35 protein-coding genes are annotated in these 24131 nt (G+C 38.3%); 26 read left to right on the top strand and 9 right to left on the bottom strand.

The window, feature by feature from the left end; all coding sequences use genetic code 11:
• The first annotated feature begins 16 nt into the window (after positions 1 to 16).
• Genes ACWYN3_RS22385 through ACWYN3_RS22375 form a run of 3 tightly spaced genes read left to right on the top strand, consistent with a single transcriptional unit; the run spans position 17 to position 1360 of the window.
• Positions 17 to 544 carry a hypothetical protein gene (locus tag ACWYN3_RS22385; protein ID WP_456216423.1) on the top strand — a complete coding sequence of 176 codons (528 nt, stop codon included), beginning with the start codon at positions 17 to 19 and terminating at the stop codon, positions 542 to 544.
• Positions 534 to 1043 carry a hypothetical protein gene (locus tag ACWYN3_RS22380; protein ID WP_456216422.1) on the top strand — a complete coding sequence of 170 codons (510 nt, stop codon included), beginning with the start codon at positions 534 to 536 and terminating at the stop codon, positions 1041 to 1043. Before ACWYN3_RS22385 ends, ACWYN3_RS22380 begins: the two co-directional genes overlap by 11 nt.
• Positions 1044 to 1066: 23 nt before the next feature.
• The gene (locus ACWYN3_RS22375; RefSeq protein WP_456216421.1) at positions 1067 to 1360 is read left to right on the top strand and encodes a hypothetical protein; all 294 of its coding nucleotides are present in this window, start codon (positions 1067 to 1069) and stop codon (positions 1358 to 1360) included.
• Positions 1361 to 1391: 31 nt separating this feature from the next.
• Here ACWYN3_RS22375 and ACWYN3_RS22370 read toward each other — a convergent pair whose 3' ends face one another.
• The 8 genes from ACWYN3_RS22370 to ACWYN3_RS22335 all read right to left on the bottom strand — a co-directional run bounded on the left by ACWYN3_RS22370 (position 1392) and on the right by ACWYN3_RS22335 (position 9564).
• A complete protein-coding gene (locus tag ACWYN3_RS22370) occupies positions 1392 to 1910 on the bottom strand; it encodes a metallophosphoesterase family protein (RefSeq protein ID WP_456216420.1) in 519 nt (172 codons plus the stop codon).
• Between the two features lie 61 nt (positions 1911 to 1971).
• On the bottom strand, positions 1972 to 2319 hold the full coding sequence (locus ACWYN3_RS22365; RefSeq protein WP_456216419.1) for a metallophosphoesterase: 348 nt from the start codon (positions 2317 to 2319) through the stop codon (positions 1972 to 1974).
• Positions 2320 to 2334: 15 nt separating this feature from the next.
• On the bottom strand, positions 2335 to 2529 hold the full coding sequence (locus ACWYN3_RS22360; protein ID WP_456216418.1) for a RagB/SusD family nutrient uptake outer membrane protein: 195 nt from the start codon (positions 2527 to 2529) through the stop codon (positions 2335 to 2337).
• Positions 2474 to 3964, bottom strand: a complete 1491-nt coding sequence (locus ACWYN3_RS22355) for a RagB/SusD family nutrient uptake outer membrane protein (RefSeq protein ID WP_456216417.1) — start codon at positions 3962 to 3964, stop codon at positions 2474 to 2476. Before ACWYN3_RS22355 ends, ACWYN3_RS22360 begins: the two co-directional genes overlap by 56 nt.
• Positions 3965 to 4138: 174 nt before the next feature.
• Positions 4139 to 4939 carry a hypothetical protein gene (locus tag ACWYN3_RS22350; RefSeq protein ID WP_456216416.1) on the bottom strand — a complete coding sequence of 267 codons (801 nt, stop codon included), beginning with the start codon at positions 4937 to 4939 and terminating at the stop codon, positions 4139 to 4141.
• A 63-nt stretch (positions 4940 to 5002) separates the two neighbouring features.
• On the bottom strand, positions 5003 to 7390 hold the full coding sequence (locus ACWYN3_RS22345) for a SusC/RagA family TonB-linked outer membrane protein (protein ID WP_456216415.1): 2388 nt from the start codon (positions 7388 to 7390) through the stop codon (positions 5003 to 5005).
• Positions 7391 to 7821: 431 nt separating this feature from the next.
• Entirely contained in the window at positions 7822 to 8973 is a 1152-nt protein-coding gene (locus ACWYN3_RS22340; RefSeq protein ID WP_456216414.1) for a FecR family protein, read from the bottom strand.
• A gap of 81 nt (positions 8974 to 9054) precedes the next feature.
• Positions 9055 to 9564, bottom strand: a complete 510-nt coding sequence (locus ACWYN3_RS22335; RefSeq protein WP_456216413.1) for a sigma-70 family RNA polymerase sigma factor — start codon at positions 9562 to 9564, stop codon at positions 9055 to 9057.
• A 429-nt stretch (positions 9565 to 9993) separates the two neighbouring features.
• Here ACWYN3_RS22335 and serC point away from each other — a divergent pair, with 429 nt between their 5' ends.
• The 15 genes from serC to ACWYN3_RS22260 all read left to right on the top strand — a co-directional run bounded on the left by serC (position 9994) and on the right by ACWYN3_RS22260 (position 19885).
• Positions 9994 to 10794 carry a 3-phosphoserine/phosphohydroxythreonine transaminase gene (gene serC, locus ACWYN3_RS22330; protein WP_456216412.1) on the top strand — a complete coding sequence of 267 codons (801 nt, stop codon included), beginning with the start codon at positions 9994 to 9996 and terminating at the stop codon, positions 10792 to 10794.
• An 11-nt stretch (positions 10795 to 10805) separates the two neighbouring features.
• The gene (locus tag ACWYN3_RS22325; protein ID WP_456216411.1) at positions 10806 to 11090 is read left to right on the top strand and encodes a hypothetical protein; all 285 of its coding nucleotides are present in this window, start codon (positions 10806 to 10808) and stop codon (positions 11088 to 11090) included.
• Complete coding sequence (locus ACWYN3_RS22320) at positions 11077 to 11601, top strand: DUF1015 family protein (protein WP_456216410.1); 525 nt, start codon at positions 11077 to 11079, stop codon at positions 11599 to 11601. The genes ACWYN3_RS22325 and ACWYN3_RS22320 overlap by 14 nt, the downstream gene beginning before the upstream one ends.
• Positions 11550 to 12254, top strand: coding sequence for a DUF1015 family protein (locus tag ACWYN3_RS22315; protein ID WP_456216409.1), 705 nt, complete (start codon positions 11550 to 11552; stop codon positions 12252 to 12254). The genes ACWYN3_RS22320 and ACWYN3_RS22315 overlap by 52 nt, the downstream gene beginning before the upstream one ends.
• A gap of 186 nt (positions 12255 to 12440) precedes the next feature.
• Positions 12441 to 12563: a hypothetical protein gene (locus ACWYN3_RS22310; RefSeq protein ID WP_456216408.1), complete on the top strand. Its 123-nt coding sequence runs from the start codon at positions 12441 to 12443 to the stop codon at positions 12561 to 12563.
• Positions 12564 to 12571: 8 nt separating this feature from the next.
• Positions 12572 to 13033, top strand: a complete 462-nt coding sequence (locus ACWYN3_RS22305; RefSeq protein WP_456216407.1) for a hypothetical protein — start codon at positions 12572 to 12574, stop codon at positions 13031 to 13033.
• Positions 13034 to 13048: 15 nt separating this feature from the next.
• The gene (locus ACWYN3_RS22300; RefSeq protein ID WP_456216406.1) at positions 13049 to 14182 is read left to right on the top strand and encodes a M20 family metallo-hydrolase; all 1134 of its coding nucleotides are present in this window, start codon (positions 13049 to 13051) and stop codon (positions 14180 to 14182) included.
• 298 nt (positions 14183 to 14480) lie between these two features.
• Positions 14481 to 15113, top strand: coding sequence for an MFS transporter (locus ACWYN3_RS22295; protein WP_456216405.1), 633 nt, complete (start codon positions 14481 to 14483; stop codon positions 15111 to 15113).
• Positions 15091 to 15723, top strand: a complete 633-nt coding sequence (locus ACWYN3_RS22290; protein ID WP_456216404.1) for a hypothetical protein — start codon at positions 15091 to 15093, stop codon at positions 15721 to 15723. The genes ACWYN3_RS22295 and ACWYN3_RS22290 overlap by 23 nt, the downstream gene beginning before the upstream one ends.
• A gap of 11 nt (positions 15724 to 15734) precedes the next feature.
• Entirely contained in the window at positions 15735 to 16568 is an 834-nt protein-coding gene (locus ACWYN3_RS22285; protein ID WP_456216403.1) for an amidohydrolase family protein, read from the top strand.
• Between the two features lie 21 nt (positions 16569 to 16589).
• Positions 16590 to 17069 carry an AraC family ligand binding domain-containing protein gene (locus tag ACWYN3_RS22280; protein ID WP_456216402.1) on the top strand — a complete coding sequence of 160 codons (480 nt, stop codon included), beginning with the start codon at positions 16590 to 16592 and terminating at the stop codon, positions 17067 to 17069.
• Between the two features lie 8 nt (positions 17070 to 17077).
• On the top strand, positions 17078 to 17455 hold the full coding sequence (locus ACWYN3_RS22275) for a helix-turn-helix domain-containing protein (RefSeq protein ID WP_456216401.1): 378 nt from the start codon (positions 17078 to 17080) through the stop codon (positions 17453 to 17455).
• A complete protein-coding gene (locus ACWYN3_RS22270) occupies positions 17445 to 18059 on the top strand; it encodes an HD domain-containing protein (RefSeq protein ID WP_456216400.1) in 615 nt (204 codons plus the stop codon). The genes ACWYN3_RS22275 and ACWYN3_RS22270 overlap by 11 nt, the downstream gene beginning before the upstream one ends.
• Positions 18060 to 18237: 178 nt before the next feature.
• A complete protein-coding gene (locus ACWYN3_RS22265) occupies positions 18238 to 18531 on the top strand; it encodes a hypothetical protein (protein ID WP_456216399.1) in 294 nt (97 codons plus the stop codon).
• 19 nt (positions 18532 to 18550) lie between these two features.
• Positions 18551 to 19885, top strand: coding sequence for a M28 family metallopeptidase (locus tag ACWYN3_RS22260; protein ID WP_456216398.1), 1335 nt, complete (start codon positions 18551 to 18553; stop codon positions 19883 to 19885).
• A 140-nt stretch (positions 19886 to 20025) separates the two neighbouring features.
• Here the strand turns inward: ACWYN3_RS22260 and ACWYN3_RS22255 are convergent, their stop codons facing one another.
• On the bottom strand, positions 20026 to 20466 hold the full coding sequence (locus tag ACWYN3_RS22255; protein WP_456216397.1) for a metal-dependent transcriptional regulator: 441 nt from the start codon (positions 20464 to 20466) through the stop codon (positions 20026 to 20028).
• Positions 20467 to 20851: 385 nt separating this feature from the next.
• Between ACWYN3_RS22255 and ACWYN3_RS22250 the strand changes: the two genes are divergently transcribed.
• The 8 genes from ACWYN3_RS22250 (at position 20852) to ACWYN3_RS22215 (ending at position 24118) form a co-directional block, all read left to right on the top strand.
• Entirely contained in the window at positions 20852 to 21037 is a 186-nt protein-coding gene (locus ACWYN3_RS22250; protein ID WP_041882656.1) for a hypothetical protein, read from the top strand.
• Between the two features lie 212 nt (positions 21038 to 21249).
• Positions 21250 to 21447: a hypothetical protein gene (locus ACWYN3_RS22245; protein ID WP_456216396.1), complete on the top strand. Its 198-nt coding sequence runs from the start codon at positions 21250 to 21252 to the stop codon at positions 21445 to 21447.
• Between the two features lie 89 nt (positions 21448 to 21536).
• Complete coding sequence (locus ACWYN3_RS22240; RefSeq protein WP_456216395.1) at positions 21537 to 21917, top strand: PAS domain-containing protein; 381 nt, start codon at positions 21537 to 21539, stop codon at positions 21915 to 21917.
• Between the two features lie 46 nt (positions 21918 to 21963).
• Positions 21964 to 22521, top strand: a complete 558-nt coding sequence (locus ACWYN3_RS22235; RefSeq protein WP_456216394.1) for an ATP-binding protein — start codon at positions 21964 to 21966, stop codon at positions 22519 to 22521.
• 96 nt (positions 22522 to 22617) lie between these two features.
• The gene (locus ACWYN3_RS22230) at positions 22618 to 23034 is read left to right on the top strand and encodes a hypothetical protein (RefSeq protein WP_456216393.1); all 417 of its coding nucleotides are present in this window, start codon (positions 22618 to 22620) and stop codon (positions 23032 to 23034) included.
• Complete coding sequence (locus ACWYN3_RS22225) at positions 23015 to 23164, top strand: hypothetical protein (RefSeq protein ID WP_456216392.1); 150 nt, start codon at positions 23015 to 23017, stop codon at positions 23162 to 23164. The genes ACWYN3_RS22230 and ACWYN3_RS22225 overlap by 20 nt, the downstream gene beginning before the upstream one ends.
• 399 nt (positions 23165 to 23563) lie before the next feature.
• Positions 23564 to 23947: a VOC family protein gene (locus ACWYN3_RS22220; RefSeq protein ID WP_456216391.1), complete on the top strand. Its 384-nt coding sequence runs from the start codon at positions 23564 to 23566 to the stop codon at positions 23945 to 23947.
• 3 nt (positions 23948 to 23950) lie between these two features.
• On the top strand, positions 23951 to 24118 hold the full coding sequence (locus tag ACWYN3_RS22215) for a hypothetical protein (RefSeq protein ID WP_456216390.1): 168 nt from the start codon (positions 23951 to 23953) through the stop codon (positions 24116 to 24118).
• Positions 24119 to 24131: the final 13 nt, after the last annotated feature.

Genomic DNA, 24131 nt, shown 5'->3' with positions numbered 1-24131 from the left:
AAAACAATAAATACTGATGAATAAAGACAATGATATAGATCAGTTATTTAAAGATGGGTTAGGCGATCCGGAAATCCCTTTCAATGAATTGGATTGGGGGAAGATGGAACGCAAACTTGAAATGCAGGAGAAAAAAAGAGTTATTCCAATGTGGTTTTATACTGCAGGGGGAATAGCTGCTGTGCTAATGGTCTCCTTGTACTTTTATTTTTCTGCTCCGGCAAGTTTAGATAAACAGGTTATTAAAGGGCCATTAACTGAACATGTGGTAAAACCAGGGAATGATATTGCCCCGTTGAGTGGAAAAGATATTGCTCCGTTAACAGAGCCGGGTTCGTTGAAAATACAACCTTTAGAAGACCTCAGAGAGGTACTGGCTGGAAGTAAGGTAATCGGAACTGAGTCATTGGATTCAGCACAGGAAAAAGCAGTGACACTGATTGTTCCTGGGTTGTCTTCTGCATCTGTGGTGACATCAGGAACAGCTTTAATAATACCGGGAGACTGTAACAACTCCATCAACAGTTATTTCAGTGAAAACTAGTCCGGCAACTGCTATTCCTTTGAAAACTATGATTGCTGCGAATGCCAAATCACAGCCTGTTCAGATGGAAACCGATAGTGCAGTTCTGGTTAGAAAGGCTAATGCTCTGGCTCATAGTAAAGACCCGTTCGAAAGAATTGATTCTAAAGAAATCGCACGGAGTGTGAAAAACAAAATGGAGAGCTCTTTAAAACCACAAAATGACTTGATATTAAGTGCGATGGCTGCTCCGGATATGTCCTTTGCAAAATCAAGCAAGCCCTCTAAGGTTAGTTCGAATTTAGGGGTGTTAGCTACCTATGCCTTTACGCCTAAAATAAGCATGACTTCGGGAGCTATTTACTCTCGTAAATTTTATAATTCGGGGGGTACATCCCCACAAAGCAGCAGTTATATGCCGGGTACGGACTGGCAGGTGAGTGCAGATTGTAATGTGCTGGATATTCCGCTAAATGTAATTATAAGATTTTTAACAGGAAAAAACTATCTGTCAGTTTGAATACCGGACTTTCCAGTTATTTTATGCTGAAAGAAAAATACGAATTTACTACCGGTCAGGGTGCTGAACAAAAGGTTTCAAATTTGGAAATTAACAACCAGAATCAGCATCTTTTTGGAATAGCCAATGTGTCTGTAAGTTTTGATCATCAGATTAGTCAGGCAGTTAGCATTGGGGTACAACCTTTTGCAAAAATACCTTTAACAGGGATTGGTTATGGGGATGCCAGTTTGAAATCGGCAGGGGTATCTTTCTCTTTAAACATTGGATTATTCCCAGCTAAAAAACCGGGTAAATACGCAGTTGTCCGTTATTGAACAACTGCGTATTGATAAATATCATTACTTGTTAATCATTATATTTTTGTAGTGATATAGGTGTTTTCCAGTGTACCATCATCATATAATTTGATAATAGCATATCCCGGAGGGGTTTTTCCTGATAATAATAAGGCTGTGCAGATTTTTCATCGCCCTTGCCCCACCAGAAGCCACTCATCGCTCCATTGCAATAATACTCAACGCCATTATACCAGGCTCTGTCTAATAAATGCTGATGTCCGCTAAGGCATACTTTGACCTTGTCTTTGTATTTATAAAACAATTTTTTAAGTTCTTTGTAGTCACCATGCTGTCCGCCTTCCCAGGTGCCTGTTACAGTTAATATCGGGTAATGTGACATCAGCAGTACCGGTGTATTTGGGGCAAGCTGCTGTAATTCATTTTCCAGCCATTTGAACTGTACATCATCCAGAGAGGTGTTTTTATTATTACCATCCAATATAATGAAGTGCCATCCGTTTTTTGAGAAACTATAATATCGGTTAGGGATTTTTAATCTTTTAACCACATAGTCTTTGCCGTACATTTCATCTTCTTTTGATGGCGCAGCCCACCAGGTATCATGATTACCTATACAGCTGTGTAATTCATATCCTGAAATCTGACTGATACTTTACATTTATCCATACCGCCCATTGTTCTACAACTTGTTCGCGTTTGATATTATCATAATCAGCAGCATGAATACTATCACCCCCATTAAGGAAAAAATCTACTTTGAGTTTTTTGATTTCCTGCAGGCATTTTTCAAATCTGCTTGTAGCATCTTCAAATTGTCTGATATGTACATCTGTAATATGGGCTACGGTTAAAACCAGTTTCTTTTTTGGTGCATTTGCTGATTCTACTGGAGTGGTTACTGCATGCGCAGCCTTTCCAAAGGCCAGTCCTAAAGCAGCAAGAGGGATTGTTTTTAATAAACTTCTTCGTTTCATTTTATCTTATGGTTATTACCAGCCTTTAGGTTGTGTCAATTTTGGATTAAGTAATACTTGCTGGAATGGTATAGGGAAATAGTAATATTTAGCTTCATCAAATGATCTTGGTGTGCTTATATTTTCCGGGAACATGATGAATCCTGAGGTTGTGTTACTTAAGTAGAAACTGTTGCTGTTCAGGTAATATAACCAGTTTCGCCCGTACATCAGCAGGTACATTTGCAATCGGATCGGTTTGTTCTGGTGATTGCAGGATTGCGATGTCTTCTACACCATCACCTGTAACATCTATTGCACCTAATTTAGAAATATATATTCCCTGAGTAGGTCTTTCCAGCAATTTACCAGCTTTCCATCTTAATATGTCGTTATACCTGAAACCTTCACAGGCTAGTTCTACATTACGTTCACGACGTATTTCGAGCAGGGCACCTTTATTACCACTGGAAACCTGTGGATACATACTGGCCAGTACGGGATCTGGACTTGCATTAGCAGCACCAATATTTAATGGGGCAACGCCAGCACGGTTACGTAAAATATTAATGGTTTGATCAATATCGGTTTGTGTAATAGTTCCTAGTTCTGTTTTAGCTTCCGCATTGATCAGCAGGATTTCTGCATAACGTATAACCGGCAGGTCAGTAAATTCGGTGTATACCTTTGTTGTAGGATCTATAGCATAAAATTTGATCTGAGCATAACCACCAAAAGTTGGTCTGATTTTGTTCGGTATACCGCCTAGATTAGTTGCAAATCCAGGAGGCATAATCGTAGTGGCCATCCTTGGGTCGCGGTTTTTGAAAACTTCGGTGTAGGTCTTTTTATCCCAGTCCGGGGTAGAAGTAAACGGAGTTCCATCTACCATCAGGTAAGTGTCAGCAAATGACTTACTTAGTGACCATTGCCAGTCAAATACATAATGTGTACTGTTTGATTGGTCAAGTGCCTGATCATAATCCTGATAAAAAAGAATCTCTTTATTGGCACTCAGGTCTAAGCTGGTAAATATCTTTTGATAATCTTCTCCCTTTTTTCCTGTATTGTAGATAGAGAAGCCTGCGCCCATAATTTCTTTGGAAGCAGAGGCTGCCCGCTCGAGAAACGTATTTGCAGATCCTTGCAAACCAAGTTCGTCATGGTATTTTCGAAAAGTGCCTTCATACAGACAGAATCTGGCCAGCATAGCCTCAGATGCCCATTTGGTAATCCTGGTAGCGGTTCCTGTAGTTTTTACATGGCTGGTTGCATATTCGAGATCGGCGCGGATAGAGTCAGCAACCAATGTGCGGGGATCTTTAGCTTTGTAAAGCGCGGTCTCATCGTTAGGATCCAATACAGTAGTGTAATAAGGTACATCACCATATCGTTTTAGCATGGCAAAATAAAAATTGGCTCTATAAAAACGGGCAATCCCCCTGAAGTGGTCTATTGTGGCCTGATCACCTTTTACATCCTGCAGATTATTCAGCATATAGTTTATTCTGCGCAGATTTTGCCACTCCCAGGAATTAACATTAACCGTTGTTGCAGAAATTTTACCTCTGATCATATTGTCGATTTCGCTGCCGCCAAGGTATACTGAGATATTATCTGAAAATACATCGTCAGTACCCGGCCCCAGTGAAGTCATGCCTGTCATCTCATAAAAAAACGTTGCTATAGGTTTCTAAATCGGCAGTAGTTTTAAAAAAAATATTTTGGATCAATAGAGGTTTGCGGTGATCTTTCCAGGAAGTCTTTTTTACAACCTGTAAGTAAGATTATGGCCAGTATAACAATAACCAGTGAATTATAATATTTTGAGATCATGTGATTAAAAATTAAGGTTCATGCCAAATGAATAAGTGCGCTGGAATGGATATATATTACCCTGTAATCCTTCGGGATCCAGTTTCACTTTAAGTTTGGAGTATTCAAAAAGATTTTCTCCGCTTACGTAGAAATGAACATTTTCCAGTTTGAGTTTTTTTAATATACTTTTAGGAAGGGTGTAGCCAACGGTTAAATTTTTAACTCTCAGATAAGCTGCATTCTGCAGATACCTGGTGTTGGGGGTACCCAGTTCCTCACCTGTATAATAAGCAGAATAAGCTTTGACTCTTGGGAAATAAGCATTGGGTGTTTCAGGAGTCCAGTGATCCATATTCTGTGTAGTGACGTTTGTCCATGGTTGTGCATAAATACCCCAGAAATAAATATTACTTCCTTCAGCATACCAGTCTCTTTTTCCAACTCCTTGCAAGAATACTCTGACATCAAATCCTTTCCATGATGCAGAAAGGTCAATGCTATAAGGTAGGCGGATCTGGCTATTTCCGATCTTATGTAAATCGCCAGGATTATCTACTGTTTTATTTCCAAAATCTATTTTTCCGTCTCCGTTACGATCCTTGAATTTAATGTCTCCTACAAAATACTGGTATCTCTGATCCTCAGTACCCACTGCTGCCTGGTTAGCATGGTTTTTTAACTCTTCAGCATTCTGGAAAAATCCTTCAGATTCCAGTCCCCAGATTTCACCTATTTCCATACCTTCATAATAGCTCTTTCCATCAAATGCAAATGATTTGGTCGGGTTATCGAAACGAGTAATATAGGCTCTGCTATCACTCAAAGCAAAAGTTACATTATAAGAAAGGGGAGAGCCACCTACCTGTACTGCATCTCTCTCATCAGTTCAGTCTAACTTCCCCCATCCTTTGGTTTTCAGGTCGGCTGAATTTGTAGTCGGGGAAGCGGTACCAAATACACCTGGCAGTAATTTACCCGGGACAAGCATATTTTTAGTATAGCGGGTATATTTATCCAGATTTAATTCCAGCCTGTTTTTGAAAAAAGTAAGATCGGCTCCCATATTGATGGTCGAAACTTTTTCCCAGGTGAAGTCACTGGATATAGCTCCGGGAGCGTTAACATAAGTGTTTTGTTTACCATCCAGGATCTGTGAGCCTTTTCCGCTGTTCATCAAGGCTACATAATCATATTCTCCAACAGATGCCTGATTACCCAAAACACCATAGGAACCTCTGATTTTAAATTGGTTCATGCCTATTGCTTCTTTAACGGGTTTGAAGAAATTTTCTTCAGATATTACCCATCCGGCAGATGCTGAAGGAACAAATGCCCATCTTCTTCCCGCTCCGAAACGTGATGAACCGTCATAACGCCCGTTAAATTCAACAAGATATTTTTCTTTGAAATTATAGTTCAGTCTGTAGAAAATACCTTGTACAGCCCATTCTCTGATATTTTCTGTAATGGACTGATCGCCTGTGGCTAGATTTACTGAAGGGATGTTATTTGAAATTAAGAGCTTTCTTGAAGCCAAGAAGTTGGTATTGATAGAATGTTCCTGATTATAACCAACCAGACCAGAAATAAAATGATTACCTAGTCTTTTATGGGCTTCTGTATAAAGGTTGACTACGTCATACTTTGCATTTATATTTCTATTGGTTGCATCCGAGGATGTCGCTAGTGGCGGAGCCAGGTTAGGTCCTGTTTTATAAGGAACAGGAATACTGTAAGAGCGGCTCAGTGTGTCAACTCTTCTGAAGGTTGCATCTCCTTTTAAGCTCCATATGTCTTTGATTAATGAAGCATCAAAAGAGAAGGTAGTCTGAACAGTATGATTGTCCACATTTTTTCTGCCACCTTGTTGTGCTGCACCTAATACGCTTGCTCCTGCAGAAGTCCAGGAACCATCTGGATTTTTTGGTACATCAATTACATTACGTTGGTTAATTGCCTGGAAATAAGAATTATTGTCAACAATATTCGGAGCTTGGTAAGTACCCGCGCTAAATAATGTGTTGTTGGAAAGGGTAAGCCACTTGGTCACATTGAGATCTACTTTCCCTCTCATATTGTAAAGGTTGTTTTTCTCTTTGGCATCTTTGGCCATTCCATTCTGGCTATAATAATTTGCAGACAGATAATAACTCACCTGATCTGCCTTTTTAGAAATGGTTAGCCCGGCATTATAAGTTGGAGCTGTTTTGTTATAGGCTTCTTTTAACCAGTCTGTTGTACCAATGTAAAACCATTTGTTAGGGTCATTGGGATCAAGGATTACATTAGGTAATGAAGGATCCAGAGCGCGTAAACGTGCTGCTTCTACGAGGTTTGCACTATAGGCTGGGTTATATAATGGATAGGCAGCCTCATTTTTGATCTGCAGTGTAGTATATGGGTTGGTCACTACATCTGGTAATTTACCAACTGTCCGGATTGCGGTATAACTGTTTACGCTTACATTCAGTTTATTCGTTTTTGCAGATTTGGTTGTAATTAAAACCACACCAAAAGCGGCTCTTGAACCATAAATTGCTGCTGATGCTGCATCTTTCAATACAGAAACACTTTCTACATCAGCAGAGTTGAACATTAAAAGTTCAGAGGCCGAGAAAGGCACGTTATCAACCAGTATCAATGGATTACCACCATTTATAGAGGTATAACCACGGATATTAAATTCGGGTGCAGTATTGGGTTTACCATTGGCTATAGAGATATTCAGATTGGGAATTAAACCCTGTAATCCCTGTCCCAGGCTAACAACCGGTCTGTTTTCGATTTGTTTTGAAGTAATTGCATCAACTGCCCCGGTCAGATTTGCTTTTTTCTGTGTACCATAACCTACTACCACTACTTCGGTTAAATCTGAAAGTACAGGTGTAAGAGTAATGTTGATATTACCTGACTGGGAAACCGTTGCTTCTTGTGATTTATAACCTAAATAGGTGAAAACCAGGACTGCATTTGGATCAGCCACTTTAAACTGAAAATTTCCGTTTTCATCTGTTTTGTACCAGGTTTTTGTGCCTTTGATCAGGATCGAAACAGAAGGTAATGGCAATCCTTTTTCGTCAAGTATTCTTCCTTTTACATCAATATCTTTAAAAAGGCTGATTATTTTATTGAGCAGAGAAACTGATAATGGTTTGATCACGATTGTATTTTCTTCAATCGCATAAGTCAGCGCCTGACCTGCAAGACATGTTTTCATCACCTCGTCAATAGAGGTATGGTTAAACCTGGCATCAATTGTTCTGGTGGTCTGCAATTTATCCTGCTCCCAAAGTACATTGTAACCCGTTTGTTTTCTGATTTCCCTGAAAATAGATTTTATAGCTACATTTTTTCGTATTAAAGAGATATTCTGGGCCTTACTGCTGGCAGCCGCCTGGAGCAGAGAAAAATAATCATTAAAACTGTAGTAAGTTTAACGCTCATTATTAATTGTCTTTTAAACGTTGCGTCAAGACCTGGAATACCAGGTAGCTTAACTGGCAAAAATTTAGCAATGCAGGCACTTAACCTGCGAAAAAAAATAGTATAAATTGTATACATTTGATCGTTTGTTGTGGGTTTTAAATATTCTATCTCCTAGTTTATTCTGTTAACCTCAATAAAACACGTGGCTTATGCCGCGGTATAGTCAGTGATGTTTGCAGCATCACTGACTTTTTTTTTGAGATTACAGTATGGTGTGGTTTATTTCACGACTATAATCTTCCTCCCTTCAATTTTAAAGTGTACTGATCCGGTTAATTCTAATGTTTTTAGGATTTGTGATACTTTCCCAAATCTTGATACTGTACCGCTGAAGTGTTTATTGCGCAAGTCATTCTCCTGAAAATCTACTTTGACATCATACCAGCGTTCTACTTTTTTTTTGATGATGTTTTCCAGGTCTTCGTTGTTAAACATAAAAAGACCGTCTTTCCAGGCTAACGCTTCTTCTATATCTACCGGAATTACTTTTATGTGGTTGTCAGTAATAGCTTGCTGCCCGGGTTTTAAGATCTGCTGTTCCTGGCTGTTTTCTAGTAAGGAGACTTTCACACTTCCTTCTGCTAGAGTTGTCTTTGCATTGTTTTCGTCAGTATAGGCACTGATATTAAAATGAGTACCTAAAACTTCAATTTTTTGCTTGCTGCTATTAACAATGAATGGCATGGCTTTATTTTTTGCCACTTCGAAATAGGCTTCACCTTTCAGCGTAACTTTACGTTGAAGACCACTGAACCTGGCCGGGAAACTTAAGGATGAAGCAGCATTAAGCCATACTTTTGTCCCATCAGGTAAATTAACCTGGTATTGGCCTCCCCTTGGTGTTTCAATGGTGTTGAGCGCTGTTTGTATTTTAAGATCTGTGGCTGTATTTGAGGCTGGTTGTATAGTATAAACCAGTTGTCCTGTTTTGGTTTTTGTAACCAGACAGCCGGATTGTTTGGCTATTTCTCCATTTGATGCATCATCAAGCACTATTTTAGAACCGTCGGCTAAAGTTAAACTTGCCTTATTGCCACCCGGACGTATATCCGTTTTTGTAAAGTCCGATTTTCCATTTTGTTTGAAGGAGTGGATTGGGGAAGTTCCAAAGTACAGGCCTGTACTAATTATTAAAATCGCTGCTGCGGCATACCAGTATATGTTGCGTTTGAATGGGTGTTTTTTCTTGTTCTCTGCAATGATATCTTTCCAGAGTTCTTGTTCTATTACTGAATAATCAGGATCTTCAATTTCATCCTGCATATCAGCAGTTTCTTTCAGATACCAGCTTTCTACAATGGATTTTTCTTCCGGTGTACAATTGCCTTCGAGGTATTTCACTATTAATTTTTTCGCTCTTTCGTTTTCCATAGTATCGCTGGTTTAACAGCTCATATGGTTAAGAACGAACGTTTGCTCAAAGCATGGTAGTAGAGGAAATGAAAAAATAATTTAGCAGTTGAAAAAAAGTAAGATTGCTGCTAGCGGACCTAATCTTAAACGTAGTATTTTAATGGCGTTATTCATTTGTTTTTTGACGGTTTTATCTGAGATTTCCATTTTGAAGGCAATCTCTTTATGAGATAGGTTTACTTTACGGCTCAGCTCAAATACTTCCCGCATTTTGGCTGGCAGTTTAGCAATCTCATTTTCAATACGGCTGGCGAGTTCACGTTTACGAACAAGGTGATCTGTTATATCTGTCCCTTCGTCTATAAATTTCTCCAGTGAATTCATGTATTTCTCTTTCACCTTACCACGCTCAAATAATTTAAGAATACTGTTTCTGACAGATGCGTACAGAAATGAAGAGAGGGAAGTGTGTAAATCTAAAGTGCTGGATTTAGACCAGACCATTACAAATACATCCTGAATCACATCTCTTGACTCTTCTTCATTTTGCAGGATTTTGCGCGAATACGATATATAATATACTCCAGTATCTTTTGTAAATTTCAGCATAAGCGTGATGATCGTGCTCTTTTAAAAGCGCGAGTAAATCATCGTCCGAAAGCGAATCATAAGTGACCATTAACCTGTTCTTATATTTGGTAACAAAACAACCGTTAATTCTTGAATATACGATTCTCTGTTTATTATTATTTTGTTAAATATTGCTATTAACTGGCTGGCTGATTTTTAGTTAATGTTAAGTATCCTTAAACTTAGTGCATCAATGCTAAACAAATAGTGGGTTAAACTACTAAATATTTTCTAATTCTTTTGTATAGAACAATATTCTGTTGTGCAGGGCTAATTTTGTTGATTCACAATTGTTTATTCTGAAAATAATGTAGTAATCAGTTTATTTATCTTTAATCAGTTACGGGATTAACATCAAGCAATCTTTATTGCATCTTTAACTTTTGCTTAACCAAATATAAATTAAAGATGACGATCCAGATTAAACATAATTTTGGGGCGGGACCATGTATCCTTCCTTCCAGCGTATTAGAACAAGCTGCTGAAGCAGTGAAAAACTGGGACAACAGCGGCCTGTCTATCCTTGAGGTTTCTCACCGCTCTCCAAAATTCGAAGAGGTAATGCAGAAAACGGAGAAATTGGTCAGAGAACTTCTGGAAGTGCCAGAAGATTATGCGGTACTCTTTTTACAAGGTGGTGCAAGTACACAATTCTCAATGATCCCACAAAATTTCTTACAGAAACATCAGAAAGCTGCCTATCTTGATGCCGGATTATTCGGCCATAAATCCATTAAAGAAGCAAAATATTTTGGTGAAGTGGATATAGTCGGTTCTTCTGCTGATGCAAGTTATTCAAGAGTACCGGAAATCGGGACGGTTACAAAGGATACTGCTTATTTCCATTGCACATCCAATAATACAATTGAAGGAACAGAAATGTTCGATTTCCCTGATTTAGGTGTACCGCTAATTTGTGATATGTCTTCTGATATTTTTAGCAGGGTGATCCCGATCAGTCAGTTTGACCTGGTTTATGCTGGTGCACAGAAAAATATGGGGCCTGCCGGCATGACATTAGTCTTAGTGAAAAATGAATTGCTGGATACTGTTGAACATCCGGTCCCTTCCATGTCAGATTACCGGATTTACCGCGATAATCAAAGTATGTTCAACACACCGCCTGTATATTCTATTTATGTAGCCATGTTAAATCTGCAATGGTTAAAAGCTAATGGCGGGGTTGCACAGATAGAAAAAAAAATATAGCTAAGGCAGCATTGTTATATGCTGAGATTGAAAGAAATCCTTTGTTTTATGGAATGGCTGATGAAGCGCATCGTTCCCGGGTAAATGTTTGTTTTAAAATGCATGACATAGCTAAAGAAGAAGATTTCCTGTCTTTTGCCGCAGAAAGGGGCATGATAGGAATCAAAGGTTATCGCACAGCCGGAGGTTTTAGAGCTTCACTATATAATGCGTTGCAGATCAGTTCTGTAAAAGCCCTGGTAGCTTGTATGCAAGAATACGAGAAACACAGTTTATTATCATATGGCAACAATTAGACCTTTCGTGGCATTAAGGCCGCAAGAAGTTTATTTAGACAAAATGTTATCGCTCAAAAACCCCTCCTGTAACGGGAGGAGTAATGGGCTGATTGGCCAGATGCTGGATAATGGGCATCTTGGGAATAAGGAGCTGACAAACGCCCATATTTTGGCAAATCTCAAAAGGATGATGCTTGCGGGGGATTTTTATCAGGAGGAACATCCTTGTATTTTTATTTATGAAATAACTCAGGGCACTCATGTTCAAACAGGTGTCTGGGCTGTAACTGATCTGGATGATTTCGACCGCGGTCATATCAAAACGCATGAATCTACGGTGGCTTGTAACTCTTCTGGATTAATAGACTACCGGAATGAAGTCGGTTTAGAAGGAGGCCCATTGTTAATTACCTATCGGTCAAACAGGGCAATCAGCTCCATCTTAAATCAAATCAAAAACAGGCTGAGGCCAATTCTGTGTATTATGCCAATAAGATCTTTCACAGAATATGGCGGGTTTACGATCTGAAAACGATCCGTCAGCTAAGTTTGTGTTTTTCTGAATTGCAGCATGTTTATCTTGCGGACGGGCATCATCGCCTGGTGGCAGCAGCAAAATACAGAAGCATGGAACCAAAAAGTTTATTGGAGTCCGGAAATTTTAATTTCATTTCTTCTTTTTATCTGTCCAGTGACCAGTTGAGGATAAAAGAATCTTACAGGGTTATTATTCCTGCCGAAGATGTTTATATAGATCAGGTTTTCAGGGCTTTGAAGAAGATTTTTTCAGTGACTAAATCGCAGCGTAACGAGCCTGTCGTTCCTTTGGAAGAGCGTGAATTTGGCTTGTTTATGGAGGGTAAATGGTACAGAATGGTTTATAAGCTGAACGATAAAGTTAAGTTGCCGGATGCTTGTCTGTTACAGCAAAAAGTATTTGAACCCTTATTTAATATCGAAAATCCGGAGACAGATGAACAGGTCATTTCTGTTGGAGGTGCGGATGCTTTAAATGAGATCCAGCAAATTCTGGCTGAAAACACTACTGCAATTGCTTTTACACTAGCAGTTATTAATGCTGACAGGATGATGGACATTGCGCTGCAGGGAATAAAACTTCCTCCAAAATCAACATGGGTAGAACCAAAGATCCCTTTTGGTCTATTATTAAGAAAGTTATAACAAGCTACCTTGTTGAAATGAAAACTGACCATTCCATTTTGGAAGGGTTAGGTTAGTCATGTAATAGGCAATTAAAATATAATCTGCCTTAATAGATCTTTAAAAGCTATTTACTGGTAATTGTGGCATCGGGCATATCATTTGGGTTTAGGTTTTTATAAAATTTTAAACTAAATGGAGAATCAAATGATATTTGTGCGTGTTGCCACATTAAATGATATCAGATATGCCGATGAAATAGTTAAAGAGACTGAAGCCTCAGCAATTGCAGGGGAACAGGGATTGCGAAACGTACTCCTGAATCAGTAGCACAAAAAATGCGTGACGGCAAAGCCGTTGTCGCTGTTACCAGTAGCGGACAATGGGTCGGGTTCGCTTATTTTCAAGCCTATGAAAATGATAAATTCGTTTCCAATTCCGGGCTGATCGTCTCTCCCGAATTCAGAAACTCTGGCGTTGCCAAAGCAATTAAAGAAAGAGTTTTCAAGATGTCACGAAAGATGTACCCTGAAGCAAAAATTATGAGTATTACTTCGGGAGCAGCAATTATGAAAATGAATACTGCACTGGGTTTTGAACCTGTTACTTTCCCTGACATTACCCATGACGAATTCTTTTGGGAAGGCTGTAAAAATTGTGTGAACTATGATATCCTGGAGGGTAAGAAAAAATGTAACTGTTTGTGTACAGCTATGTTATTCGATCCGGAGAAACATCAGGCAGACACTATCCCTTCGGACGTTTTAAGACATTTTCCTATGCATTTTTTCAGAAGCTAATTAATCTTTGTATTTATGAAACCAGATTTTGAATATCAAACTGATCAGGATTCTTTCTTCCCATACCAGATAGAGTCCTTTGAATTATTGAAACAATTAATATCGACCCCTTCATTTAGCGGGCAGGAAGAAATGACGGCGAATTTAATTGAATCATTTCTCCAGGATAACTATGTCTTCACATTAAGAAAACATAATAATATATGGTGTTATAATCTTCATTTCGATCATAAAAAGCCTACAGTTTTACTGAATTCACATCATGACACCGTACGTCCTACAGCGGCTTATACTAAAGATCCTTTTGAACCCGTTGTCTGCGATGGTAAACTCTATGGTCTAGGAAGCAATGATGCTGGTGGGGCACTTGTTTCACTGATTGCAACTTTCCTTCATTTCTTTAAAAGGAGAGATCTGCCTTTCAATATTTGTTTAGCGGCAACTGCGGAAGAAGAAACTTCTGGCGAAAAAGGGCTCAAATGCATCCTCCTGGGTGATCTGCTCCCGATTTCTTTTGCCATAGTTGGCGAACCGACCAATATGCAGATGGCCATAGCAGAGAAAGGGTCTATGGTGCTGGATTGTACTTCGTTTGGTCGTTCAGGGCATGCAGCGCGTGAAGAAGGTGATAACGCTATTTACAGAGCATTAAAAGACATTCAATGGTTCTCTTCTTATGTTTTTCCAATTGAATCCAGAGTAATGGGGCCGGTTAAAATGACGGTTACTGAGGTGAGTGCCGGGATACAACATAATATTGTTCCGGCAGAATGTAAATTCACCGTTGATGTACGATTAACAGATGCCTATACAGAAAAAGAGCTTTTACATATTATTCAGAACCATACTTTTTGCGAGTTTACGGTAAGACCTGGGGTATTAAGACCTTCTTGTATCAACCAGTTGCACCCAATTGTTAAAACAGGTTTGTCTATTGGACGGTCAGCTTATATTTCTCCTACCAGTTCAGATCAGGGCTGGTTGGATATGCCATCAGTAAAGATGGGCCCGGGTGAATCTGCGCGGTCACATACGGCTGATGAATTCATTTACCTGGAAGAAATTAAAGAAGGCATGGATCTCTATGTTCAGTTACTGGAATCTTTGTTCCCTTACCTGGTCAATAATCCAGAGCCTAAAGCTGAATAAAAAATTTCATTGTTGCTTTTACCTGCCCCGGTATTTAGAGCTTGTTTAATCAGACATATTAAACAGGCTCTAAATACCGGGGCTTTCTGTTTATATTTAAATCGGCTCTTAGAATCTGGAAGATCATAGGTGTTAATTCAGTAGAATCGTATGTATTTATCCTGTTGTTATCTTCTAAATTGATAGAGATGTTAAAATAGCTTAATAACTGGATAAACAGGTGTTGTTTTTTTTTTTAGTGAAAACACCCTTTCTTTATCATAACCAATATAAACCAAAAACGTATAAAACGATTAGAATGAGAAAGAATAATTTTGCTGTAGTGCTGATCATATCCCTGTTTTTCTTGTGGGGCTTTGCACTAAACTTAAATCCTATCCTTATCCCTCACTTAAAAAAAGCATGTCAGCTATCAGATACACAATCTGCATTTATTGATTCTGCTTCTTATATCGCCTATTTTCTGCTTGCCATCCCTGCTGGTAAATTTATGAAGAGGTTTGGTTATAAGGGAGGGATTGTATTCGGTTTATTGTTATTTGCTATAGGGGCATTCCTTTTTTATCCCGCAGCAGTGACCAGATCTTATGTATTCTTTTTAGTGGCACTATTTATAATAGCCAGCGGATTAGCCTTTCTTGAAACAGCAGCGAATCCTTATATAACGGTATTAGGAGATGAAAAAGGAGCTACGCAGCGGTTAAACTTTGCACAATCTTTCAATGGTCTTGCAGCTACATTAGCACCACTGTTAGGGGGGATGTTTATTCTTTCGGGTCAAAAACTGGATGCCAGCGCAGAAGCAGCAATGGGTCCGGAGCAACTGAATATTTATCTGAATCACGCTTCATCTGTTAAAATCCCTTTTCTGATTATAGGGGCTGTTGTATTATTGGTTGCTGTTTTTTTTGATCAGGACTCCATTACCTGAAATTGAAGACCATGAGGGTGATACAGATGGTACCGGATCTTTGTTCGGAGAGAAGAATTTGATGCTGGGTGTCATTGCCCAGTTTTTTTACGTTGGCGCACAGGTTTGCGTAGGTAGTTTCTTTATTCGTTTTTCTGCCCAGGTAGCTGGTATAGCAGAAAAATCTGCCGCATTATATCTTTCCGGTGCCTTGCTTGGTTTTATGGCAGGAAGATTTATAGGGACTTTCTTAATGCAGTATATTGCGCCGCCAAAACTTCTCGCCATTTACAGTCTGATTAATATTGCACTGATTTTTGCTGCCGTAACTATGAATGGTATGGCTGCGGTGTATGCCCTGATGGGAGTTGTGTTTTTCATGTCTATTATGTTCCCTACTATATTTTCACTAAGTATCCGTGGATTGGGTTTCAAGATGAAAGAAGGGTCTTCACTCGTAATTATGGCTATCGTTGGCGGAGCAGTTTTTCCTGTACTGATGGGTAAGGTATCGGATATGACTAATATTCATACAGCTTATGTAGTACCTGCTGCATGTTTTGCAGTTGTTTTCTATTTCGCCCTGACTAATCTGAAAGTAAAGAAAATCAAACTGACAACAGCACATTAAAATTTGATAAGATGAAGATTGATGCACATCAGCATTTTTGGAAATATGATACACGGAGACACGATTGGATCGGTGATGAAATGTCCGTTATCCGCCGTGACTTTTTGCCTGAGCATCTTTCGGGGGTGCTTATTGAAAATGAGATAGACGGATGTATAGCTGTTCAGGCTGATCAATCTGTAGAAGAAACGGAGTTTTTATTACAGTTAGCTGATTCGAATAGCTTTATTAAAGGTGTAGTAGGATGGGTAGATTTTCGGGCAGCGAATATAAAGGAGCAACTAGAGAATTACAACCAGTATGACCTGTTAAAAGGATTCAGGCATATCCTGCAAGCAGAGAAACAGCGTGACTTATGTCTTGATAATTCTTTTCAGCAGGGGATAGCTTTATTGGAACTGCATGGGTACACTTATGACATCCTGATTCATCAGAATCAGCTTCCCTTTATTCCTGAATTTGTATCTCGTTTTCCAAATCAGCGTTTTGTAATAGATCATATTGCCAAACCAGGTATAAAGGAAAAAGATATCAGAAACTGGAAGAGGGATATAGAATTGGTTGCTTTACATGAAAATGTATCTTGTAAAATATCGGGCCTGGTGACTGAGGCAGATTTGAAAACCTGGACAAAGAGCGATTTCGTCCCTTACCTTGATGTGGTAGTTAACGCGTTTGGTACTGACAGGATCATGTATGGGTCTGATTGGCCAGTATGTTTGGCAGCAGGAAATTATACCGAAGTTTTACAATTGGTGAAGACGTATTTTAGTTCTTTTTCTACCTTTGAACAGGAGCTTTTTTTTGGAGCAAATGCAATAGCGTTCTACAGGTTAAATGGATAAGATTAACAGAGAGATTCAGAGATGATAAATTCAACCGCAATTACAATTGATATTGACACCTCATTATCAGATTCTTTTTCGATAGGATACTTATCAACAGCATCTTTTGAGCTGAATCAAAGTTATAGAATCAGTTTTAACCAGCTTCTTTTCTTTAAGAAAGGTAAAGGTAAAATACTGGTTGATGGCAGAATTTATGTGGTTTCTCCGGGTACTCTGATCTTATTAGCTAAAAATCAGGTTTATTCTTTTAAAAAAAGCCAGGGGTTGGAAGCCTATAGTCTTTGCTTTGGGGATTGCTTCTGGGAGAAAACACCTGCGAGTGCAAATAACTGTAAAGCCACTTTGTTTAATGATGCAGCTGCTCATCAGTACCTGAAGCTTCAGAAGGATGATGTCTTGGAAATGAATAGATTATTTCAGGAAATACTAAAGGAATTTGAAACAGCAGACTATTCCAATAAAAAGGAGATGTACTTGCTGCCTTTCTTAAAATTCTGATTATAAAAGTGGCCAATTTTCATGCGTTGCTGGCAAAGATAACTGATAAGAATGATCACAAAATTTATCAGCGATTTATAGATTTACTTGCTGATAATTATCAAATCTCACATGATGTGACTTTTTTCGCAGAAAAGCTTAATATCTCGAACAGGAAACTGACTGAACTTTGCCGGAAACATGCTGGAAAAGGGGCCAAAGATATTATTCAGCTCCAGCTGGTCGCTGAAGCGAAAAGATTTTTGCAGTTCAGTTCCAGGTCGGTTAAAGAAATCGCTTCTATGCTGAATTTTTCTAATCCTTATCAGTTTAGTCATTTTTTCAAGAAAAACACTTCTTTTCCGCCCGAAAGGTATAGGAAACAGGTTACAGGTTTTGGTATTTAAACCGCGGGTTCTGACATTTTCTGTGCTTTGCGCAAACCCTAATTTTGAGGGTATAAAAAAAAAAAAATATGTCACAGTTACTCAACCAAAATCTGTTGCAGGAATTGTTATTCCGGACAGTAAAATTGCATCCCAGGCCACAGAATTACTTCGTGAATATGGTACGGATTTTATCTATAATCACTCTTTAAGGGTTTTCCTGTTTTCTGCTTTAAAAGGTAACCGTGAAGGTTTTAGCTATGATCCTGAATTATTATATGTGAGTTCTGTTTTCCATGATCTGGGATTGACTAAAAAATATTCAAGCCCGGATAAACGTTTTGAAGTGGACGGAGCTAATGCTGCAAGAGATTTTCTTCGGGGTCATGGTTTGCCTGATGATTCTTTACAACTGGTATGGGATACTATTGCTTTTCATACCACTATTGGTATTGCGGAGTATAAAGAGCCGGAAGTTGCTTTAATGTATTCTGGTGTAGGTTTGGATGTGATGGGAGTGGGGTGTGAGCAATTGAGTACCGTAAATCGCGAAGAGATTATTTCTGTCTTTCCGAGAACAGATTTCAAAAAAAAAAATCATCCCGACTTTCTTTTCCGGTTTTGAGCATAAAACAGAAACTACTTTTGGAAATATTAAGGCAGATGTTTGTGCTTATATGATTCCCAATTTTCAACGAAAAAACTTTTGTGATTGTATTTTATGTTCTCCGTGGTCTGAATAATGAATTTTGTGTGCTCATGATTTTGAATAATTTATAATACATTGAGCAAAATTTGTCAGCATGAAGAAAACTATCCTTTATTTAGCCGTGGCTGGATCTTGTTTTGCCGCTTGTAGGCCGGGCGGGAAAAATGAAACGGCAGCTTCTCCAGATTCAGTAGCCATTAAAATGATTAATGATTCCAGCTTTGCCGGACATATCAAAGTTTTGGCTTCTGATGAGTTTCAGGGGCGTAAACCTTTTACTATCGGAGAGACTAAATCTATCAATTATCTGAAAGAGCAATTTAGGCTGCTTGGGCTTAAACCAGGCAATGGGGATAGTTATTTTCAGGAAGTGCCCATGATAGATTAAATCTGTGCCAGAAAGCAAAATGATATTCAAAGGGGCAAAAGGGGAGGTGATTGCTAACTACCTGACTGATTTCGTAGCAGGTACAAAGCGAGTACAGCCTCTGGTGAGTTTAAATAATTCTGAAATGGTATTTGCTGGTTATGGTATTGTCGCACCAGAATTTAAATGGAATGATTACGCTGGTTTAAATGTAAAAGGAAAAACGGTAGTGGTGATGATCAATGATCCGGGATTTGCAGATTCAACCTTGTTCAGAGGGAAAAATATGACTTATTATGGCCGGTGGACCTATAAATTTGAAGAAGCGGCCCGTCAGGGTGCAGCCGGTATCCTGATTATTCACGATACTGCACCGGCGGCTTATCCATGGTCTGTAGTACGCAGTGGCTGGTCAAAGTCTAAATTGCAAGCTGAAGAAAAAGATAATAATATGTCCAGAGCTATTGTCGAAGGATGGATCAGTATGGACATTGCTAAAGCTTTGTTTAAGCTTAGCGCGCAGTCAGAAGCTAATTTTGCAGCAGCGCGTAAGCCAGGTTTCAAGGCGATAGCACTAAAATTAAATACTTCATTGAATATTACGAATACAATTAAGAAATCAGTATCAAATAATGTAGTAGCTATCATTCCAGGATCTGAAAGGCCAAAGGAAAATATCATTTATTCTGCGCACTGGGATCATTTAGGGATCGGGGAAAAAGTAAATGGTGATTCAATTTATAACGGAGCTGTAGATAATGCAACCGGGGTGGCTGCTTTACTCGAGCTTGCTGCTGCTTTTCAAAAGTCACCACATAAACCAGAACGTTCTGTTGTTTTTGTCTCCTTTACTGGTGAAGAACAAGGGCTGATTGGCTCTGAATATTATGCTAAACATCCGGTATATCCGGTTAGCCAGACTGTGGCAGATATCAATATGGATATGATGGGGATTGCTGGAAAAACTAAAGATATTGTTGTTTATGGATACGGACAGTCAGATTTAGAGGAGTACGCAGAAGCTTCAGCAAAGAAGCAAGGCAGAGTCATTGTGAGAGACCCGGTACCTTCATCGGGGCTGTACTACCGGTCTGATCACTTTAACTTCGCTAAAGTAGGGATACCAGCCTTATTTACTGGTTCAGGTGTCGACAACATCAGGCACGGCAGGGAATGGGGATTAAAACAGGTTGCTGATTACACTAAATCACGTTACCATGCTCCTGCGGATAATTTTGACGCAATCACAGACAGGAGTGGAATGGTCGAAGATGTTCGGTTATTATTTGATATGGGATATAGTTTAAGTAATGAAACTACTTATCCAAAATGGAAAGAGGGGTCTGAATTTAAGGCTTTGCGAGAGAAAAAATGATAGCTGATTGAATACGGAGTAAGAGTTGTTCCGTATTCAATCAATGTTATGTTGTAATCAAAAGAATGTTATCAGTCATTTTACTTGATACCGTTTTTGGTTCATTATCATCAATAGTAATCACCATTGACTGATCGAAATCAAGTTTTGTCTAATACTTTGATTTTTGATCCCAGGCCCAGGTTTAATTGTTTCAGATATTTTAAAAATGGTGTAGAAGTATCTCTTACACTACCTACTTTACCAGTTTGATTAATCTCGAATTCACTTAATCTTTTATTCGCATAAACCGGCATTTTGCCATTGGAGGCAGGAATAGGATCACCGTGGGGATCAAATTCGGGGTTACCTAAAAAGTCATCCAGTTTTTTTGCCAGCTGTTCATCATGAATATGCTCCAGTTGCTCAGCGATATGATGAACCTCATCCCAATCATAATTAAGCTTTTCTACTAAAAATACTTCCCATAATCTATGTTTTCTGATAATGTCCAGCGCAGCTATTTCTCCCGGAACAGTCAAAATCGCACCCTGAGTTTTATCATAGGTAATCAATTCTTTTTCCTTAAGTTTTCTCAGCATATCAATTACTGAGGCCGGATTATTTTCCAGAGCATCGGCTATCGCTTTAAGGCTAACTTTCGTTCACTTTTACCGAGATGGTAAATCGTTTTCAGATAATTTTCCTCAGAGTAGGTTTTCTTCATTTTACTGTTTGTTCAGTACAAAAGTAAATAATTATTACTTAGTCTTATAAATTAGGTAAAACTAATTATGTATATTTGCAATACATTATTTAATAATTATATGAGTCTAAATTAATAAATGAATGATTAACTGGTAAAAGGATATGCGATTTTAAGAGGAGTTGCGTTAGATACTGAGATGATGTATAATTCGCCTTAGAATTTCCACCAGCACATTTTTAGCTAGTATATATCATGTTTAATGATCCTATTACAAAATTATGGAAGTAGCAATTACCGTACTCGAAAATGAAATCAGAACGAAATCAATGTTCCTGAAAAAAGAAGACCTGATGAGAAAAGATTTAAAACAAGCCACTATAGTTATGAAAGATATTTCCAAACTTAAAACGGCAGTTAAATTACTGAAAGACCATCATCAGAGAAAAGAAAGAATCCGTCTGTAGTGAAAGCAGAAAAGAGATATAGTATTGTTTGAAAAACAATAATTAAGAATTTTCACAAGTCAAGTTTAGGTTGATAGTGGCTTCGGTGTGGTTCCCGGAGCCATATCTTTTTATTTACAGAAATATTTAGTTATTTTATTCATTTATAGATGTTTGGTTAATAATTGTTCTATATTTATATTTAAATTTTCTAGCCAAATTATTAGTATTCCATGCAATCTCAATCCACTCAAAACTCTGAGGAGTTATTACAAAATCAGGATGATTATACACACATTCCTTTTGATGGTTTTGTAAATGTAAATGATATAATAAAAAGAAGGCGACAGTTAAGAACTACTGAATTTAATGTTTTGGAACAATCATGGGATATCACAATGGACCTTCCCACTGTGGAACTTGCAGACTGATTTGCAACAGTCAATTCATTGCTTTCTTTTGGTGAATTAATTTTTTCCTTACATTCAAGGTATCTATTATATCATTTGATATACTGCCGATGAAACTGTTTATTACCTATATCACTGCTAAAAGGTGTTTGTATATTCTTATTCTACTCCTTTTGCTGATTATCCTTTCAGGTATATTTAACCTCTTTTCCCCGCAGGTTATTCTGATATTTAATATTTTCCTCTTAATTACTGTTATAATTTTATTTATCGTTTTTCCGGAAGAAGAGAAGACGAGACCTGGATTGGTACGGGAGAAAAACAGGAAAGAATACCCTCACTTGAATTCGGAAGATAATGAAAACGGCTTTAAAACCATTGCGGATCAAATCCCTTTTATGGTCTGGCGTTCGGATATGGATGGGAAATGCATTTATGTCAACAAAAAATGGATAGAATTTACTGGTGTAAGTTATCAGGAAGAGAGATAACCTGACCAAAATATTTAACCGGTATTACAGGGTAGACAATACGATTATGAAGTTTGACGGGCTGGGACCAGGCTTGTTCATTTCTTCTGAAATTATTAAAAGACATAATGGGAGTTTTTGGATTGAGAGTGAATTAGGTAAGGGGGCAACATTCTATTTTATCCTGCCGATTACGGATCAGCGAGTGCATGCAGAAGTAAATACTGATGAATTTAGTTACTACGAGGACGAAACGATTAATTTGCAGTTCAATAATGAGGAAAATCGGCTGGATGTAAACTGGACGGGGTACCAGAATTTTATAAGCGTACAGGACGGCTGTCTGATTATGCTTGACCTGGTGAAAAAAAGTCAGGTAGTTAAAATATTAAATGATAATTCGAATGTGATGGGTAACTGGTCGGAAGCATCTGACTGGGTTTCTACAGAATGTATACCTGCACTGGCTGAAGCAGGAGTTAAATATATAGCCTGGATCTACTCTCCAAGTATCTTTAGCCAGCTTGCCGCTGATAAAAGTGCAGATCTGATACTGAGCGATGTGACTATCCAATTTTTCAATGATAAAACATCAGCAGCACTCTGGCTGGATTCTATTGTTTAGATCTCAATATAAAGTGCTCTTACTAACATTTTTTTGTAAAATCCATACGCAATTTCTTACATTGTATTATAAATCAATTTCTTAAATAAGAATCTTATGAAAAAATTACTTTCGTTAGTGGCTGTATTAAGTTTGTGGGTAAGCTTAACAATGGCACAGACTGCTGCTCCTGCAACAGTTAAACTTAAAAAAGATGGTACTGTAGATAAACGTTACACTCCGGCAAAACAGACAAAAACTACTGTAAAATTAAAGAAAGACGGAACGCCGGATAAGCGTTATACTACAACTGAAAAAACTACAACAACAGTAACTCCTCCGGCAAAAACGGTAAATAAAGAAAAAGCAACAAAAACAACAAAGGTTACTACGAAAACAAAGCCTGCTGAAGTAGTTCCTGCTCCCGCAGTTACTCCTGCTGCTACACCTGCCGCTGCTGCAAAAGAAACAAAAACCACAGTTACTAAAGTAGCAAAAGCACCTAAAGCAACGGTTGCGCCTGCCTGCAGCTAAAGAATATAAACCAACAGTAGACAGAAGCAAATCAGGACCAAACGGTGAAGAAATCCTTACTGGCCCGCGTGGTGGAAAATATTATATCAATAAAAATGGTAATAAAACATATGTAAAAAGAGAGGGATAGCCCTTAATCTTTAAGTTAAATGTTGAGTTTTTTTAGTAATAAAATAATTTAACAAAGGGGAATAAAACACCTTAATATCTTTTGTATTAAGTATAGTTAGTTGAAATTTAAGTAATTAACAATTTTTTCTGTTGTTTAATTCTAAAGATATATTTATATTTGTTTTGTCCTTATGACACCACCAGTTCATATGAATTGATGACACGGGGCCGGGTAGACTGAACAATGCCCGGCCTTTTTATATTTCAGTGGTCATCTGTCAATTTTTATACCCGGATATCTCCATTTTTTTATCTAATTATACACTATGAAACGTCATGCTTTTTTGCTTACGCTCTGTTTTTTTGTGGGTTCCATTGCCAGGTTATTTGGCAAACATCTGCCGGAAAAGGAAGTGCCGTGCTAAATCATATAGCTGTTTATGTGACAGATTTGAACAATAGCAGCTCATTTTATGAAAAATTGCTTCATCTCCATAAAATTGAAGAACCTTTTAAAGACGGTAAGCATGTCTGGTTTAGCCTGGGGGCTGCAGGACAAATGCATTTGATTCAGGGAGCGAAACAGACAGTTATCCATGATAAAAATGAACATCTGTGTTTTAGCGTCCCTTCAATAACTGATTTTATGAAGGTGCTGGATCTGGAAAAAATTGATTATGCCAATTGGCCTGGAACTGCTAAAGCCCCAACTGTAAGAGTAGACGGGGTGAAGCAAATTTATTTTCAGGACCCTGACGGACACTGGCTTGAAGTAAACGATGAGATTAGATTTAAAAAATAAATAATGAAAACAGCACAGACCGACTCACCTGCTGTTACCCAACTTTTCAAGGACAAATACGGGGCCTATCCTGAAACACTTGAAGGAGTAGAATATCGCGAAAAAGTATTCGACTATATAGCCTGGAAATACTGCATAAAAACTCATGTTTTGCGGCATTTGGTGATGTGAAATAGGATTATAA

This window comes from Pedobacter sp. NJ-S-72, from assembly GCF_053890575.1.
Note: the sequence above shows the minus strand (reverse complement) of the source record. Positions and strands in the feature narration are given on the sequence as shown.

Excerpts from the sequence above, each read along its gene's own strand:
- ACWYN3_RS22385 (WP_456216423.1), top strand. The coding sequence starts at position 17 with ATGAATAAAGACAATGATATAGATCAGTTATTTAAAGATGGGTTAGGC.
- ACWYN3_RS22375 (WP_456216421.1), top strand. The coding sequence starts at position 1,067 with ATGCTGAAAGAAAAATACGAATTTACTACCGGTCAGGGTGCTGAACAA.
- ACWYN3_RS22370 (WP_456216420.1), bottom strand. The coding sequence starts at position 1,910 with ATGTACGGCAAAGACTATGTGGTTAAAAGATTAAAAATCCCTAACCGA.
- ACWYN3_RS22365 (WP_456216419.1), bottom strand. The coding sequence starts at position 2,319 with ATGAAACGAAGAAGTTTATTAAAAACAATCCCTCTTGCTGCTTTAGGA.
- ACWYN3_RS22360 (WP_456216418.1), bottom strand. The coding sequence starts at position 2,529 with ATGTACGGGCGAAACTGGTTATATTACCTGAACAGCAACAGTTTCTAC.
- ACWYN3_RS22355 (WP_456216417.1), bottom strand. The coding sequence starts at position 3,964 with ATGACAGGCATGACTTCACTGGGGCCGGGTACTGACGATGTATTTTCA.
- ACWYN3_RS22340 (WP_456216414.1), bottom strand. The coding sequence starts at position 8,973 with ATGGAAAACGAAAGAGCGAAAAAATTAATAGTGAAATACCTCGAAGGC.
- ACWYN3_RS22335 (WP_456216413.1), bottom strand. The coding sequence starts at position 9,564 with ATGCTGAAATTTACAAAAGATACTGGAGTATATTATATATCGTATTCG.
- serC (WP_456216412.1), top strand. The coding sequence starts at position 9,994 with ATGACGATCCAGATTAAACATAATTTTGGGGCGGGACCATGTATCCTT.
- ACWYN3_RS22320 (WP_456216410.1), top strand. The coding sequence starts at position 11,077 with ATGGCAACAATTAGACCTTTCGTGGCATTAAGGCCGCAAGAAGTTTAT.
- ACWYN3_RS22310 (WP_456216408.1), top strand. The coding sequence starts at position 12,441 with ATGATATTTGTGCGTGTTGCCACATTAAATGATATCAGATATGCCGAT.
- ACWYN3_RS22305 (WP_456216407.1), top strand. The coding sequence starts at position 12,572 with ATGCGTGACGGCAAAGCCGTTGTCGCTGTTACCAGTAGCGGACAATGG.
- ACWYN3_RS22300 (WP_456216406.1), top strand. The coding sequence starts at position 13,049 with ATGAAACCAGATTTTGAATATCAAACTGATCAGGATTCTTTCTTCCCA.
- ACWYN3_RS22295 (WP_456216405.1), top strand. The coding sequence starts at position 14,481 with ATGAGAAAGAATAATTTTGCTGTAGTGCTGATCATATCCCTGTTTTTC.
- ACWYN3_RS22285 (WP_456216403.1), top strand. The coding sequence starts at position 15,735 with ATGAAGATTGATGCACATCAGCATTTTTGGAAATATGATACACGGAGA.
- ACWYN3_RS22280 (WP_456216402.1), top strand. The coding sequence starts at position 16,590 with ATGATAAATTCAACCGCAATTACAATTGATATTGACACCTCATTATCA.
- ACWYN3_RS22265 (WP_456216399.1), top strand. The coding sequence starts at position 18,238 with ATGAAGAAAACTATCCTTTATTTAGCCGTGGCTGGATCTTGTTTTGCC.
- ACWYN3_RS22260 (WP_456216398.1), top strand. The coding sequence starts at position 18,551 with ATGATATTCAAAGGGGCAAAAGGGGAGGTGATTGCTAACTACCTGACT.
- ACWYN3_RS22255 (WP_456216397.1), bottom strand. The coding sequence starts at position 20,466 with ATGCTGAGAAAACTTAAGGAAAAAGAATTGATTACCTATGATAAAACT.
- ACWYN3_RS22250 (WP_041882656.1), top strand. The coding sequence starts at position 20,852 with ATGGAAGTAGCAATTACCGTACTCGAAAATGAAATCAGAACGAAATCA.
- ACWYN3_RS22245 (WP_456216396.1), top strand. The coding sequence starts at position 21,250 with ATGCAATCTCAATCCACTCAAAACTCTGAGGAGTTATTACAAAATCAG.
- ACWYN3_RS22240 (WP_456216395.1), top strand. The coding sequence starts at position 21,537 with ATGAAACTGTTTATTACCTATATCACTGCTAAAAGGTGTTTGTATATT.
- ACWYN3_RS22235 (WP_456216394.1), top strand. The coding sequence starts at position 21,964 with ATGAAGTTTGACGGGCTGGGACCAGGCTTGTTCATTTCTTCTGAAATT.
- ACWYN3_RS22230 (WP_456216393.1), top strand. The coding sequence starts at position 22,618 with ATGAAAAAATTACTTTCGTTAGTGGCTGTATTAAGTTTGTGGGTAAGC.
- ACWYN3_RS22215 (WP_456216390.1), top strand. The coding sequence starts at position 23,951 with ATGAAAACAGCACAGACCGACTCACCTGCTGTTACCCAACTTTTCAAG.